We start from the raw sequence: 14,474 nt of genomic DNA on the forward strand, positions 1-14,474 counted from the left end.
GGGCGGCCGTATCCAGTGACGTCGGGTGCCGGGACCGGACCGAAGGTGACGGCACGGTGGCCTCGCGCGTGCGCTAGCCCACCGGCTTCCCGGTGAGGAGGTTCCGGGTGAAGCTCAACACGTCCTCCTGAAGTCCGGGGTGCGCTCGCGGATCGGGTTCGGTGGAGGATGCGAAAGTCTCCAGCGCCTCCAGCGCCCGTGAGATGAGCGGCTCCGGCGAGCGGAGGCGCCAGGAGGTTGCCTCCTCGACGAGGTCTGCACGCGTGAGCTCCGTATGACGGTAGGTGCCGTTGACGGACATGGCCATCCGCACGTCCGTGGGCTGGTGGCGCATGGGCACGACGTCGTACGCGGGGGCGAGTTCGGAGCGGCCGTCGGGGTGGTGGAGCAGGGACAGGTTCTTCGCATGCAGATCGAGGTTGCCGAGAGCGACGGCGAGGACAGTCATCGTGAGGAGGCGTTCGAGGGACTCGTTGTCCCCATTGCGGCGGAGCACGTCCGCGATGCGCCGTAGGCTGACCTTGCCGCCCTGCTCCTGGTACTTCTCGTTCCCGTGCGCCCCGAGGACCTGGTTCATGTCCTCCTGGTGCATGCGTCCCGTGGGAGCGGAGGCTGATCGATCGCGGGGAGCAGCTCCGTGAAGAAATTTCGACGGCGTGAGGCTCGGGTGCGGTTCGACGCGAGTTCGAGCGGACCGGACTCGGACAGGACGGTACTGCCGAGATCGGAATGGTCGAAGCATGAACGGTCGGCACGGAGATCGAAGGTCCGCCAGTCCGTGCCCGTCAACCGGCCCACCAGGATCCCGAACAGCTCGACGCGGAGCTCACTCATCGCTCGAAGGCTCCGACGGATGTGCATCCTCCTCCGGCTCGTCGACTTCTGCATAGAGCCGCACGCCGGTGGCGCGCAGCATCTCGAAGAGTCGTTCAGTGAGCAGGCCGGGCTTCCCCTGCTCCATCTCCCATACCCATTTCTGGCTGATGCCGAGTTGCTCGGCCAATTGCCGCTGGCTCATTCCGTGGAGCATGCGCCCCTGCTGAAGCATGCGGCCGAGGGCTTCGGCGTTTCGAACCTGTCCTCGCAGTGTCATTCTGGCCCACCTCGGTGAATTCGATAATGAAGTCACCGTGAATGCTACCGATATCGAAGTCAACCAGGGTCGTTTCGTCCGACACGCGCAGTTTCTCGATGGTCGCTACCGGTGGCACTGGGTAGCGGTACCGTCGGTGATTCGACCGAACAATTTCGCGCCTGGACGACCCGGGCTTTGGTAGAAGCGAGCGCCCTGTGACGTACCACGAGATACTCGACGCCAACCATGTCGCCGAGGCCGCAGCGCTGGTCCGGCGCTACTACACACCTCTCGCCGGACATACCATTCCCCGCACCGGCACCCGCTTCGACGGCTGGGCAGGGGGTGGCGATCACCCCGACGTCGCTGATCGCATCACGGCCGACGATCTCGTGGCTGTGTCCTTCCTCTCCGTCGACATCAAGGGCCGGGCCGCTATCGGGCTACTCGAGACGTACGCCGAAGAGATCACGGGCTTGCTCGAGCAGCTACCCGTCGACGTCGATCTTTGGACGACGGATATCGATGAGTTCGAGGCGCCGGGCAGCCCCGCTAACGAGCTGTGGGACCTGATCCGGGGAAAGAAGTACGGGAAGTGGGGCATCGGACCCACCCGGGCGAGCAAGATCATGGCCAGAAAGCGCCCCCGGCTCATCCCCATCTACGACTCCGTCGTCCGCCCGCTGATGGGCCTCACGAACTCTGCCGCGCAGTGGACCACCTGGCACGCGGCGTTGAAGGACACGGGGCTCCCGGAGCGGCTCGAGGCCATCCGGCAGGCAGCAGAAGCGCCGGAGCACATCTCGACGCTGCGGGTGATGGACATCGTGCTGTGGATGCACGGCATCGAGCTCGGTCTGGAACCAGTCGACGACGATGACGTCGCCGTCGAGGTGTAGCAGTGGCTACCATCCTGACGCGGCCACTGGGTGGTGACTGGGCCGAACCGGACGAGGTCGGCTACGGGCGGGAGGCGGAACTGCAACAGATTTTGGCGGACCATCCCCGACTCATCCCCGGCGTAGGGGACCAGGCCGTGGCGTGCAAGGAGATGCAGTCGGGTGCCGGACCGGCCGACCTGATCGTCGTCGATCAGGAGGGTGGGCTGACCCTGGTCGAGTGCAAGCTCGCATCGAATCGCCAGGTGCGGCGCGAGATCATCGGGCAGATGTTCGACTACGCGTCGGCGTTCTGGCGCATGTCCCTGGGAGAGTTCGAACAACGATGGCTCGCTCGAACAGGTAGGAGCCTGGGAGAGTCTGTCGCGTCGGCCAATCCTGACTTCTCCGGCGCGGTCGCGGCGAACCTGGCGGAGGGCCGCTTCAACATCGTTCTGGCCGTCGATGCGATCAACGACGATCTGCGGCGCATCGTGGAGTATCTCAATGCGACGTCGGGACCGACGACGTCGGTCATCGCCGTCGCGTACAAGCGCCTGCTCTCCGAGCACACCGAGATGCTCCTTCCGACGACGTACGGAGAGGAACTTGCCGCGGCGAAGGCGGCAGCAGCGGAGCGTGCTGAGGGTCGCTGGACCGAGAGCGAGTGCCGGGATTGGATCAAGAGCAATGACGCCGAGAATCTCTCGAGGTTCGATCTCCTGCTCGGGGAGGCTCGACGCCGCACCATCCCGTTCGTCGGGTCGGTGCGTCGGGCGAAGCGGATCCCTGCCGGATCCTTCCAGATGTCGTTGGACAGCACAGGCGAGGTGGGGCACCTGTACGTGTATCACTACACGACGTCGTCGACCACGCTCGAGCTGAGTTTCACCCGAGTGCCGAAAGTGGCGGCCAGCCCGGCGAATGACAGGCGATTCGACGGCTTCCTCAGTGGTCTTGCGGATATCGACGGGCTTAGGATTGCGGCAGAGTCCTTGAAGGAGTCGGGGTGGAAGCGCCGGCCGAATGTGCCACTGGCCGACGTTTCCCCCGAAGCCCTCGGACGTCTCATGGACGCGCTGGACAGCGTGAGGTCGGACTACCCGGCTAGCTGACGGAGGATGCGCTCCCGGTCAGATGCTAGTCTCCCAGGATCTCCTTGACCGCTCGGTCGATGAAGTCGGTGTCGGCCTGGTTTGCGCCGATCCCGGCGAAGTGGCCCCACACCCCCGGGATCTCCCTGAACTCACTTCCCTTGATGAACTGGCTGACCCGCTTCTCCTCCTCAGGGGCGAAGTATCGGTCCTCGTGGGCTGGCATCTGAATGAGCCGCGCCTTGATGGCCCCGAGTGCCTTCTTGGTGTCACCGTCGAAGCCGGGTGTACCGCCGACGTCCCCGTGCTTCCAGGTCCACAGCATGGTCAGCAGATTATTGGCGTCACGCTGGAGGAAGAAACCCTCCCAAAAGCCCACCAGGAAGTCGTCGAGGGTTGCGTAGCCGAGTTGGCGCCAGAGCTCGTCCCAGTAGAACTGAGCTGACAGACCCCAATCTGCATACACGCGGGCGAACGCGCGGAGGCCGACGTCGGGCTGCTGGTGGTACCAGCCGCTGTTCCAGGTGGAATCGGCGGTGAGTGCGCCCTTGAGCGAATCGAGGAAGACGACATTGTTCGGCGATGTCTTGGACGAGCCGCAGAACGGGAGCAGTCCGTCCATCATGTCCGGGTACTGCACGCCCCACTGATAGGTCTGGCCGGCGCCCATGGACCAGCCGAGCACGAGGCGCAGATGCTCTATGCCGAAGTGCTCGGTGACGAGCTGGTGCTGGGCCCTCACATTGTCGTAGAACGTGCAGTCGGGGAACCGGGCGCCGTTGCGGGGCTTGGGCGTCTTGCTGGGGGAGGACGATTCACCATTGCCGAACAGCGCCGGGATGATGATGAAGTACTTCGCCGGGTCGAGGCCCATGCCTTCGCCGACCAGCCAGACGTTGTCCGCGATGAATCCTGAGTACCAGCTCGGATAGACGATGGCGTTACTCTTGTCCGCGTTCAGCTCCCCGAAGGTCTTGTAGGCCAGTTTCGCGGACTCGATGGTCATCCCTGACTGGAGCTCGAAGTCGCCGAGCTCGTAGGTCTCGTAGTCGCCGCTCATGATGAACCATCCTTCGTAGGTGGGGGCCCGGGTCCGGACGTCAGATCAGGTCGGCCGAATATCAAGTACCCGGTGACGGAGGCTCGTCCCTTCGTCCCAGCTGGCGGGTCCTCGCGTCCTGCAACACGCTAGCGAGCAGGTATCCGGCTGGCAATGGTTCGGCCGGCACTCAGCGGTTCATCGTCAGTACCGGCTGAGCAGAAGGTCCCGCCCGTGCTCGGACCGGGGCACTACAGTCTGGGCGGCCGCCCTCCAACGACGTCGACAGGGAGCTGGTGGACGACGATCTCCTCAGATGTGGCTCTGCAACCTGTTAGGTTGACGGAATGTTCGAATCGCCCGTGAGAGCCGTGCTCGCAGCGTTCGTCGCGGAGCGCGACTGGGGCCAGTTCCATACCCCGCAGAACCTCGCAAAGAGCATCGTCATCGAGGCCGCTGAGCTGCTTGAGTGTTTCCAGTGGGACGAAGAGGCAGACGTCGAGCGCGTACAAGAGGAACTGGCCGACGTCCTCACCTACTGTGTGCTGCTCGCCGATCGATTGGGTGTCGAGCCAGACGCGATTGTTCTGGAAAAGCTCGTGAAGACGCGCGAGAAGTACCCGGTCGAGAAGGCTCGCGGGCGGAGCGCGAAGTATGACGCCCTCTGACATCCGGTGGTTGGGCTTCACCAATGCAGAGGTCACGAATTGGGCCGGGCTGGACCACCGCAACACCAATTGGCCCATCGTCTACGTCCTGGACGACGCCGACGGCTCGACGTCCGGCGCCAAGGGAAAGGGCCTCAAGGACGTCTACGTGGGCGAGTCGCGCAACGCGGCCGCACGCATACGCCAGCATCTCGTCTCGCCGGAGAAGAAACATCTGAGGAACGTGCGCGTCGTCGTCGACGCGACGTTCAACAAGTCGGTGTGCCTCGATCTCGAGTCCTATCTGATCCGGATGCTGGCTGGCGATGGTGCCTGTCAGGTCCTCAACCGGAACGACGGCATCGTCGAGGCCGACTACTACGACCGCGACCTATACCGGGAGAGCTTCAGCGAGGTCTTCGAGCGCCTTCGGGCCGACGGTGTCTTCAGCCGCACCATTCCGGAGATCGAGAACAGCGACCTCTTCAAGCTGTCGCCCTTCAAGGAGCTGACCCAGGACCAGGCGATCGCCGTCGAAGGCATCCTCGAGGGCCTGTTCGAGGACCTGAAGGCGGACGCTCGCAGCACGATCGTGATCCAGGGCGAGCCAGGCACAGGCAAGACGGTCGTTGCAACCTACCTGCTCAAGCTCATCGCCGATATCAAGGCAGGAGCACCCGCCGAGGAGCTCGACAGCGACTCCATGTTCTCGGAGTTCTTCGATCGCAGCCACTCCGAGCTTCTCGTCGACGTGCGTATCGGACTCGTGGTGCCCCAGCAATCCCTGCGCGAATCGATCATGAGGGTCTTCGAGAAGACACCGGGACTTGATCCGCAAATGGTGATGACAGCCTTCGACGTCGGCCTCGATGCCGGGCAGTTCGATCTCCTGGTTGTCGACGAGTCGCATCGCCTCAATCAACGCGCGAATCAGCCGTCAGGGACGCAGAACAAGAGGTGCCGCGAGATCAACGAGAAGCTCTTCGGGCAGGACGACCCGCTGAAGACGCAGCTCGACTGGATCCGCGCGAAGAGCACGAACCAGATCCTCCTCATCGATGCGGCCCAGAGTGTTCGGCCGGCGGACCTGCCGCCCGAGGTTCTTCATGATCTTGTTGCCGAGGCCAAAGCTGTAGACCGTCACTATCCGCTCGTGTCACAGATGCGTGTGCGGGCCGGGTCGGACTACGTCGGCTACGCCAGGAGGATCCTCGGCCGCCGGGAGGTGGACGAGGTCCTGGCACACGTAGAGACCTTCGAAGGATACGACTTCCGCCTGTTCGACAGCATCGCCGACATGCATACCGAGGTGCTGCGCCGGGAGGCGGACGTCGGCCTGTCGAGGTTGGTCGCTGGATATGCCTGGCCGTGGAGGTCGAAGACTGATAAGGCCGCGTACGACATCGAGATCGACGGCAGTCGGTTCCGCTGGAACAGCACCCAGAAGGACTGGATCGCTTCGCCGAAGTCGCTGGAGGAGGTGGGGTCGATCCACACGGTTCAGGGGTACGACCTGAACTACGCGGGCGTCATCATCGGACCCGATATCACCTACGACGCCGAGACACGGAGGATTGTCATCAACCGCGAGTCGTACTTCGACACGAAGGGCAAGGAGAACAACCGGCGCCTCGGCAAGGTCTACACGGACGATGATCTCCTGCGGTTCGTCCAGAACATCTACGCGGTGCTGCTCACGCGTGGCATACGGGGAACCTATGTCTACGTGTGCGACCCGAGACTGCGCGACTACATGCGCGACTTCATTCCCGTCAGCGGTGGATAGGTATCCAGCGGAAGATGTACGTGGCTCAACCGCGCGGGTCCGGAGCGGTTCGACGGCATGGATGAGGTGCCAGGCTCAGGCGCAGAGGAACATCGCTACAGACGGCCGCGGAGTCAACGACCAAGGTCGGAAACCTGCTCAGCGAAGTGAAACAATTCCGCCCCCAACCGGCGAGCTCGGTCAGCCATCGCGCCAGGGGAGTTGATGGCCGATGACGGACCGTCTGCCGAAACTGGTGCTGTCGTCGGATCGCGCTCGATGTCGATGTCGAACACCACGTGGTCCGGGTGATGCCAGGTGGAGAAGACCTCCACGGGCTGTCCGTGCTGGTCGAAGCTCGTACCCTCGAGGAGCAGCACGGGCGACGACGAATCGAGTTGCAGCAGACGCAACAGATCCTGGTCGCCCGGTACGGCCCGGATCTGGCGTTTCCCGGACGCGATCCGCACGCCGAACTTCTCGCCGAGCACAGCGTGCAGCGACGCGTCGTGCAGGTCCTCGGCGGTCAGTGAGGAGAACGCTGGAACGGGAAGCCAGGTGTGGATGACGGCGATTGGCACCCCGTCGGCGGTCCGCAGCCGCTCGAGAGTGAGCACCCGATCCGTCCCCAGCACCGCCGTCGAGGCGTCGGTGTCCTGCACGGTCATCGAGAGTACCTGCGTGCCGACGCTCGCTCCGGCGCTGCCCAACTGCGCCGAGAGTCCCGACGTCCGGTGGACCAGCCGGTGGTGCTCGCGCCGGGGTGCCACGGTACTGCCGCGACCGCGGCCACGCTCGATCAGCCCTTCATCCGTCAGAGCACCGAGGGCCTGGCGGACCACGGAGCGGGAGACGCCGTAGCGCACCTGCAGTTGCGCCTCGCTCGGCAGGGACGTGCCCGGCGGGAGCGAGTGGTTCAGGATCTGCGCGCGCAGATGCCCGCGGAGCTGGACGTGCAGCGGTTCGCCGCTGGAGGCGTCGAGGGAGCGATCAGGGGCGTCAGGCATGTCCATTTTTGTCATCTATCCGAACCTCAAGATGCGGAGTCGGGCTCGCCCGTGGGTGCCGGGCCGTCGCCGTCATGCTCTTCGATCACCCGGCCGTCGTGCACCCGCTTGAGCTCGATGCCCTCGAGGTAGCTGGGCACGGGAGGGTCCAGGTCTTCGTCGCTCGTCATGCCTCGATCCTAGGTGCCCACAGCGCCGGACGAGCTACGCCTTCTGCGCGGTGCGCCAGACGACGTCCCATCCGGGCGCCAGCTGCGCTGCCCGCCGCATCGACAGCACCAGGCTCGCCTCGCGGGCGATGCCCTGACCGGCGATGTCGAACGCCGTCCCGTGATCCACCGAGACACGGACGACGGGCAGGCCCACGGTGATGTTCACGCCGTCGTCGCCGTAGACCGCCTTGAAGGGTGCGTGGCCCTGGTCGTGGTAGCAGGCGATCACCATGTTCCACTTGCCCTTGACCGCGGCGGGGATGAGCGCATCCGCGGGAATGGGCCCGTGCACGTTGATGCCGTTCTCGCGGGCGGTGGCGACGGCGGGGGCGAGGATGTCGGCGTCCTCGTCACCGAACAGGCGGTTCTCCCCGGCGTGGGGGTTCAGCCCGGCGAGGCCGATCGGCTCGTCCGGATTGCCGAGCGCCTTGGTGAACGCGCTGACGAGTTCGATCACGTTGCCGGTGCGCTCCGGTGTGACGTCCTCGATGGCCTGCCGCAGGGACACGTGGGTGGTGAGGTGGAAGAAGTAGAGGTCGCCCGCGGAGAGGACGAGACTGAAGTTCTCCACCCCGAACTCGTGCGCCAGCAGCTCCGTGTGGCCGGGCCACTTGTGCCCGCCGGCGTGCATCGCGGCCTTGTTGAGCGGCGCGGTGACGATGCCCTGGACCTTGCCTTCGCGGGCGAGGCGGCAGGCCTCGACGACGAAGCGGTAGGAGCCGTCGCCCGCGGCGGGGCTGAGCTCGCCGAGCTTCACGTCGGCCAGGGACGGGCCGGTCTGCAGCAGTTCGACGACGCCGGGCTCGTTGGTGGCGTCCTCGATCGAGGACAGCAGGCGGACCTTGTCCGGGTCGCCGCCCACGTTGGTGACGCCCTGGCGCATGGCGGCTTCGTCGCCGATGACGACGGGCCTGCACTCCTGGCGGACGTCGTCGTGCCCGAGGAGGGACTTCGCGGTGATCTCCGGTCCGATGCCGGCGACGTCGCCGAGGGTGACGGCGAGGGTGGGGATGCTCATGAGGATGCCTCCGTTGACTGGGTGAGGGTGGTGGTGAGGGTGTGGGTGAGTTCGGTGACGGTATCGAGCAGGGCGGAGACCGGTCCGAAGCCGCCGGCCTTCGTGGCGGCGATCTTCCCGGCGGCGGTACCGCCTTCGACGACGCCGACCGGGATGCCCTCCTGGATGGCGCCGGTGATGCGCAGCGCCTGTGCGCGGGTGGCCTCGAGGACGGCACGCGCTCCGTCGCCGCCGACGAGCACGAGGGCCCCGACGGGCGCACGGGCCAGGGTCTGCTGCACCACGGACGCGAGGCTGCGGGCGATGGCGGTGCCACTGAAGGTCACGGAGCCGCCGACCGCCTCGGGAGAGAGGATGACCACCACCCGCGGGAGGGACTCCGGAGACTGCAACTCGCCGGCGGCCCACCGCGCGAGGCCGTTCGGCAGATCGAGCAGCGAGTCCTCGGGCTGCAGGATGCGGAGGTCGGACGCGTCCAGGTGGGCGCGCAGATGATGGGTCTGGGTGCGGGCCACATCGTGCAGCGAACTGACCACGACGACGATCCGCTGCCCCTGCGCGGTGGGCGCCGGTTCCGGGGGAATCAGCGCTGTCCCGGCGCCGGCCCAGGCTGCCGCCATCGCTGCGGCGAGACCCGCGGACCCGGCGGGGATCGCCGTCGGACCGGCGGCGACGAGCGCGGCAGCGAGGGTGCGCAGGTCGCTGTCGGACGCCGCGTTGACGACCACGACGCCGCCGCTGCCCGCTGCCTCGCGCAGCGCCTGGGCGTCCTGCTCGGGGGAGCCGGTGAGGCTGATCGTGGTGGTGCCGGGCAAAAGCAGCGAGAACTCGCTCGTGGGGACCGGGGTGACCGGGTCGCGGCCAGCAGGGGAGTCCTCGACCGGTCCGCCGTGCACGCGCAGCAGACCGTCCTCGACGGTGCGTCCCATGGCCGGGTAGGCAGGGCAGACGACGGCGAAGCAGCCGGGGTGCCGCTCCCGCCACGCGTCGAGGGCTCCTGCCACCTGCGCGGGCACGCTGCCCCGCATGGTGGAGTCGATCTTCAGGTAGAGGCGGTTCGCGCCGGCGGTGAGCAGATCGGCGACGGCGCCCGCGGTCGCCGTCCGGGCGGTTGCCGCGTCCATCGCCCGGGCGTCCGAGTTCAGGGCCAGGGCGCTGCCCGGATCGACCGACCGCGGCAGCAGATTGCCCAGCAGCAGGCGCGAGGCCCAGCCGGAGCGGGAGAACTGGACCACCGAGTCGGTGGCGCCGGTGACGTCGTCGGCCGCGATGCCGACGATGGGTGCGGGAGGTGTCACGACCGGTCGTCGTCCTGCGTCCGGCGAGGTCGGGTGGTGGGGGCAGACGGATCACCCGCGGGTGGGAGTTCGGAGGTGGACGTCGGGGTGACCTCGACGGCGTCGTCCGTGTCCAGCCCGCCCTGGCGCTTGAGTACCCAGGAGGCGAGGAGCGGGGCGAGGATCGCGGTGACGAGGACGGCCGAGGCGACCTGCGCGGTTGCGACCTCCACGAACGGCGAGAAGCTCGGGTCCGCAGCAGCGACGATGGCCGGGGTGGCGATCGAGTTGCCCGCCGTCGTCGCCGACGCGATGCCGATGCCGGACTTGCCGCCGCGGCGGAGGACGAAGCGGTAGCCGATGTACATGAGCGCGCCGGTGATGAGAGTGGCGGCGATGCCGACGAAGATACCGCTGAGTCCGCCGGTGATGACGTTGCGGAGGTCGATGCCGGTGCCGAGGGCGAAGGCGAAGAACGGGATAACGATGTTCGGGACGGGTCGCATGACCTCGGTCCACTTGGCGTCGAGGTTACCGACGATGAAGCCGAGGATCAGGGGGATGACGGCGGCGAGGAGGGCGAGGAGCGGGATGTTGCCGAGGCCCGAGATGCCGAGGAACAGCAGTGTGAAGAAGGGGCCGTCGTTGATGGCGGAGCCCATGTAGGCGCCGCGGTCGCGGTAGTCGCCGTAGCGGCCGGTGAAGGCGAGCCAGAGGCCCCCGTTGCTGTTGTCGAAGCTGGCCAGCAGGGCGAGGATCGAGATCCCGAGGATGCCGTCGATGCCGACGAGCAGGCCGAGGCCCGCGACGAGGGATGCGGGGATGATCGTCTTGAACAGCAGGACGACGCCGGTGGTCGCGAGCACGGGGCCCGAGGCCTTCGCGGTGATCTGCATGCCGGTGGCGAAGATCAGGACGGCGATGAGGGGGAGCGCGGACTCGGCGAACAGGGCCGTGGTGAAGCTGCCGAGTTCCAGGAAGCCGGGGGCGAAGGTCCCGACGATCGAGCCGAGGATCAGGGGGATGAGCATGAGGCCGCCGGGGATACGGTTCATGCCGTCGAACAAGGGGATACGGGACTTGGGAAGCGACTCGGCTGCCATTGACGAATCTTCTCTCTGAGAACGGAGGGGTCTGCATTTGGAGGAGTGCGTACAACGAGTACGGACACGATGTGCCGATAGTACGGGGAGTGAGGTGGGTCATACAAGAGGCGACTGTAAGGCGGCCGAATGGCACAAGGCAGGCGGGGACCACGTCACTGAACCGTCTGTAACGGACGACTACCTGAACGGGGGTTTCCTCGTGTTGTCGCCCGACTAGGCCGTCTTCGCCGCCATGGTGGCGCGGCTGGCGACCGTGGACGACCTGTCGCACTACCCGTTCGCCGAACAGGACTTCCTCAACAAGTTCTACCGCGCCGCTGGCGCCCACTGCCTACGTGTATAACGCGCTGAAAGCCCTGCAGCACCAGAACCCGTCGGGTTGGTGTCCGGCATCGGCCAAAACAGTCACTGCGTTATCGACAGGCCGTGGGCGAAGCCGCTCGACCTGACCGACCGGTACGTCGACGTGAACCGGCTCGGGTGGGAGATGGTTAATACCCTGGGCGTCGGGTGGCTCCTGACTACGCAGACGAAGGTGCTCGATCTAGACCCCACTACCCCTTGGAGGGATCGCACCCGCAGCATTCCGGGCCAGCATTTCGGTCCGCTTGACGGCACTCGGTCCTCTTCGTGTTGTCGCCGATAACAGTGCATATGTTCGCTCGAACCGCCGGAGGGGGTGGCAGGACCAGCCAACACCTGTCGAGTGTCGGCGGCCGTGCGTGACCGGCATAGCGAGGTGGTCGTCATGACCGACCATGCCATGGTGCGGCAACTCAGCATGCGCAGTGATGATGACTTGGCATTCATCGATGACGACATAAGGAGGAGAGCAGGACTACATGTGGCAAATCCTCGAACTACTCGCGCAGCCCTTTGGAAGGACCACCCTGACTTCCAACCCTTTTGGTCGGACTCGCTTTCATGAGAGTTTTCGAGCCCGACACGTCCTTCACTAGTCGCGCGACACAAGTGCATTGATCGCGGCGAAGAGTTTTTCTGCGCGATCTAACGTCTTATCGTTGATCTTTGAAACATAATGACCTTGGTTCCGGTTGAGGGCGGCGGCAGGTGCGAAGTGATTTATGCGACCGTTATTTATTCCTCGAGTTTCGAAGGCGCGCTCCACTCGTCGAACCAGTCTTGGATCGTCAGGAAGTTCTTTCACGGTCAGTTTTTTCCCGCTCAATAGTCCTTGGTACGCGTCATTGATGAGCTCGACGTGGAAGCCCGGCTCAAATAGATCCTCAATATCAGCATCAGCTTTATCTAGAATGGTACCAAGTTCTACTATTCCACCGGCTCCAAGACGCCCGGCTTCCCTCAAGCGCTTGATGGCTGCCGTGTCGTTGCTAGACGTATCGACCAAAGCGATCGTGTTGAGTCCATTCGACCCGAGGAGTCCGATGAACGCTGGAAGCTTTGCAATCCCGCCAGCAGGGGTGATGACCAATCCCTCGTCCAGTCCCTCGCGACTCGCTGATTTCAGCGTATCGGAGAGCACTTCAAGATAGAGAAGGTCCCCAGGCCCTTCAACGAGTAATACATTTGGACCGACAAACAGTGTTTGACTGAGCTCAATACCCAGAGTGGCATGCAAAGGGAAAGCGGTCTCAGCGTCAGCTCTCAGAACATCAGCAGAAACGATCGTTCCCTTCTTCTCATCATCAACCACAGTTCGAACCCGGCTGAATTTGTGCGCATTGATCATAAAAGGGGAATGTGTGGAAAACAGTACCTGGTGAGTAGGAGAAAGCCGTTCATCGATGAAACGAAGCAGATCGGCTTGCGCGGTCGCGTGCAGGTTCAGGCCAGGCTCGTCGAGGAGCAGGATCAGCTGTTGCTCGGAGTCCTCCTCAAGGTGGGTGAAGTAAGCGAGGAAGGAAAAGAACCAGACAAAGCCCCGAGATCGCTCATCGAATGGGACGCTCACATTATGGCGCTGGTTTACGACTCGAATCTGCAGTAGCGGCGCTTGATCGAAAGGAGCTTTGGCTCCCGGTTCGGGTGTCCCGATGATGTCAAGTCGGACAGATAGATTTTTGTTCTGGGTCCAGTACTCGAATACTTCGCTACTGATGCTGTTAGACGCATTTTCCAAATCGCGTATGAGGTGCTCATGTGATTCGGGCTCCTGAAAGTCCTCCAGGTCCACACCAGCCATACTCAGAAGCGCTAGCACGGCCTCCTCGCCCCGAGTCAAAGTACCTTTTGTTCGGGCGGCAATCAGATATGGGATAGAGACCTTACCGGGCATTGAGTCGTAATCGCCAAAATAGACAAACTTGGGCCTGTAGGTCGAAAGGGAATCGATGACCGCGAGATCTAAATCCTTACCTCGCCAGCTCTCAACTTCAGCAAGAACTCGTGTCACATCAGCCGTCGGAGCTTCCATGCCTTCAAGTACCTGTGTCAAGGCTTTAATGGTCGTAGCCTGATTTGCCAGTTGTTGCGTCGCTTGAGGAAGGTCCAGTCCGTCGCGGAGGTGATTCACGGCCACGCCTTCATCAAGTCGCACGCCCCAAGTCGAAGTGCCCTCGTACCGGTAGCCAGTAGTCATGGCGATTGTGCGGCCTCTGAGAACACCAGTTCCAAACCGCTCTTCAACCATTGCTACTTCGGAGTCGTCAAGCTCGTATGTCAGTTTGGCGACTTGGAGCTTACCTTCTTCTTTGCGCTCTCGAGTCAAGCGGCTCGGATAGTCCAGTCCTTCATCAAACTTCGACTTGTTCACTGGGTAGGACTTGTACAAACCTTGAAGTACCGCAGTCTTTCCAGATTCATTTTTGCCGACAAGGCAAGTTACATCGGGCTCTACGGTGAACTCGCTGCCGTCTTCAATGCTTCGGTATCGTCGCAAGTTTGCGGTGATTAGCTGCACGGAAATCGCTCCCCTTACGTTTCAGAGCAAGGTTGCTCCAACTAGGACCGATAGTACCGGTGATACGACACGCGAGAAGGCTGCGTTGCCAAGGGCGAGAGCGGGGCCTCGCCACTCGTTATTCGCACAAAGTGATGGCGGCGACCTGAAGAAGCTTCGCGGTGATACCCGTCTCGTGCTGCTGGTGCGTAACGCTGTCGAGGCTGCCAGCGGGGATGACGGGTGGGCGCTCCTAGGGCGTGTCTCCTAACCTTGTGGTGGGATGAACGAGATGATTGTGGAATGTCGCGTACTCGTAGTCTTTCGGATGTCGCGTGGGGGCGTTTGGAGCCGTTGATGCCGGTTGCTGCCCGGGCCGGGGTCGTCCGTTCCAGGATCATCGGCGGGTGCTCGAGGGGATCATCTGGCGGTTTCGGACCGGGTCGCCGTGGCGTGATCTTCCGGCGGAGTTCGGGCCCTGGCAGACCGCGTGGAA

General features: G+C 64.0%; 14 protein-coding genes and 1 pseudogene. 5 read left to right on the forward strand and 10 right to left on the reverse strand.

Features of this window, described 5'->3' with window-relative positions; all coding sequences use genetic code 11:
• Positions 1 to 73 precede the first annotated feature (73 nt).
• Genes Q0747_RS11320 through Q0747_RS11330 form a run of 3 tightly spaced genes read right to left on the reverse strand, consistent with a single transcriptional unit; the run spans position 74 to position 1,093 of the window.
• A complete protein-coding gene (locus Q0747_RS11320; protein WP_298254687.1) occupies positions 74 to 592 on the reverse strand; it encodes a type II toxin-antitoxin system HipA family toxin in 519 nt (172 codons plus the stop codon).
• Positions 574 to 834: a hypothetical protein gene (locus Q0747_RS11325; protein ID WP_298254689.1), complete on the reverse strand. Its 261-nt coding sequence runs from the start codon at positions 832 to 834 to the stop codon at positions 574 to 576. Before Q0747_RS11325 ends, Q0747_RS11320 begins: the two co-directional genes overlap by 19 nt.
• Entirely contained in the window at positions 827 to 1,093 is a 267-nt protein-coding gene (locus Q0747_RS11330) for a helix-turn-helix domain-containing protein (protein WP_298254691.1), read from the reverse strand. Before Q0747_RS11330 ends, Q0747_RS11325 begins: the two co-directional genes overlap by 8 nt.
• Positions 1,094 to 1,290: 197 nt before the next feature.
• On the opposite strand from Q0747_RS11330, the gene Q0747_RS11335 reads away from it, so the two are divergent.
• Both Q0747_RS11335 and Q0747_RS11340 read left to right on the forward strand, forming a co-directional pair.
• A complete protein-coding gene (locus Q0747_RS11335) occupies positions 1,291 to 1,974 on the forward strand; it encodes a DUF6308 family protein (RefSeq protein WP_298254693.1) in 684 nt (227 codons plus the stop codon).
• A 2-nt stretch (positions 1,975 to 1,976) separates the two neighbouring features.
• Positions 1,977 to 3,068 (forward strand): hypothetical protein, encoded by a 1,092-nt coding sequence (locus tag Q0747_RS11340; protein ID WP_298254695.1) that lies wholly within the window; start codon positions 1,977 to 1,979, stop codon positions 3,066 to 3,068.
• A gap of 25 nt (positions 3,069 to 3,093) precedes the next feature.
• Here the strand turns inward: Q0747_RS11340 and Q0747_RS11345 are convergent, their stop codons facing one another.
• Positions 3,094 to 4,107 (reverse strand): alpha/beta fold hydrolase, encoded by a 1,014-nt coding sequence (locus tag Q0747_RS11345; protein ID WP_298254697.1) that lies wholly within the window; start codon positions 4,105 to 4,107, stop codon positions 3,094 to 3,096.
• A gap of 326 nt (positions 4,108 to 4,433) precedes the next feature.
• On the opposite strand from Q0747_RS11345, the gene Q0747_RS11350 reads away from it, so the two are divergent.
• Together Q0747_RS11350 and Q0747_RS11355 are read left to right on the forward strand one after the other, a co-directional pair.
• A complete protein-coding gene (locus tag Q0747_RS11350) occupies positions 4,434 to 4,754 on the forward strand; it encodes a nucleotide pyrophosphohydrolase (protein ID WP_298254699.1) in 321 nt (106 codons plus the stop codon).
• Positions 4,741 to 6,519, forward strand: a complete 1,779-nt coding sequence (locus Q0747_RS11355) for a DUF2075 domain-containing protein (RefSeq protein ID WP_298254701.1) — start codon at positions 4,741 to 4,743, stop codon at positions 6,517 to 6,519. Before Q0747_RS11350 ends, Q0747_RS11355 begins: the two co-directional genes overlap by 14 nt.
• Positions 6,520 to 6,632: 113 nt before the next feature.
• Here the strand turns inward: Q0747_RS11355 and Q0747_RS11360 are convergent, their stop codons facing one another.
• The 6 genes from Q0747_RS11360 to Q0747_RS11385 all read right to left on the reverse strand — a co-directional run bounded on the left by Q0747_RS11360 (position 6,633) and on the right by Q0747_RS11385 (position 13,999).
• A complete protein-coding gene (locus Q0747_RS11360) occupies positions 6,633 to 7,505 on the reverse strand; it encodes a GntR family transcriptional regulator (protein WP_298254703.1) in 873 nt (290 codons plus the stop codon).
• Between the two features lie 26 nt (positions 7,506 to 7,531).
• Positions 7,532 to 7,675 carry a hypothetical protein gene (locus tag Q0747_RS11365; RefSeq protein ID WP_298254705.1) on the reverse strand — a complete coding sequence of 48 codons (144 nt, stop codon included), beginning with the start codon at positions 7,673 to 7,675 and terminating at the stop codon, positions 7,532 to 7,534.
• 34 nt (positions 7,676 to 7,709) lie between these two features.
• Positions 7,710 to 8,735, reverse strand: coding sequence for a 4-hydroxythreonine-4-phosphate dehydrogenase PdxA (pdxA, locus tag Q0747_RS11370; RefSeq protein WP_298254707.1), 1,026 nt, complete (start codon positions 8,733 to 8,735; stop codon positions 7,710 to 7,712).
• Complete coding sequence (locus tag Q0747_RS11375; RefSeq protein WP_298254709.1) at positions 8,732 to 10,033, reverse strand: four-carbon acid sugar kinase family protein; 1,302 nt, start codon at positions 10,031 to 10,033, stop codon at positions 8,732 to 8,734. Before Q0747_RS11375 ends, pdxA begins: the two co-directional genes overlap by 4 nt.
• Complete coding sequence (locus Q0747_RS11380; RefSeq protein WP_298254711.1) at positions 10,030 to 11,115, reverse strand: 2-keto-3-deoxygluconate permease; 1,086 nt, start codon at positions 11,113 to 11,115, stop codon at positions 10,030 to 10,032. The genes Q0747_RS11375 and Q0747_RS11380 overlap by 4 nt, the downstream gene beginning before the upstream one ends.
• 958 nt (positions 11,116 to 12,073) lie before the next feature.
• Positions 12,074 to 13,999, reverse strand: coding sequence for an AAA family ATPase (locus Q0747_RS11385; RefSeq protein ID WP_298254713.1), 1,926 nt, complete (start codon positions 13,997 to 13,999; stop codon positions 12,074 to 12,076).
• Positions 14,000 to 14,335: 336 nt separating this feature from the next.
• Here Q0747_RS11385 and Q0747_RS11390 point away from each other — a divergent pair.
• Positions 14,336 to 14,474, forward strand: a pseudogene (locus tag Q0747_RS11390) (transposase); the annotation flags it as partial.

The organism is uncultured Arthrobacter sp., from assembly GCF_947493765.1.
Classification (GTDB): Bacteria; Actinomycetota; Actinomycetes; order Actinomycetales; family Micrococcaceae; genus Arthrobacter_D.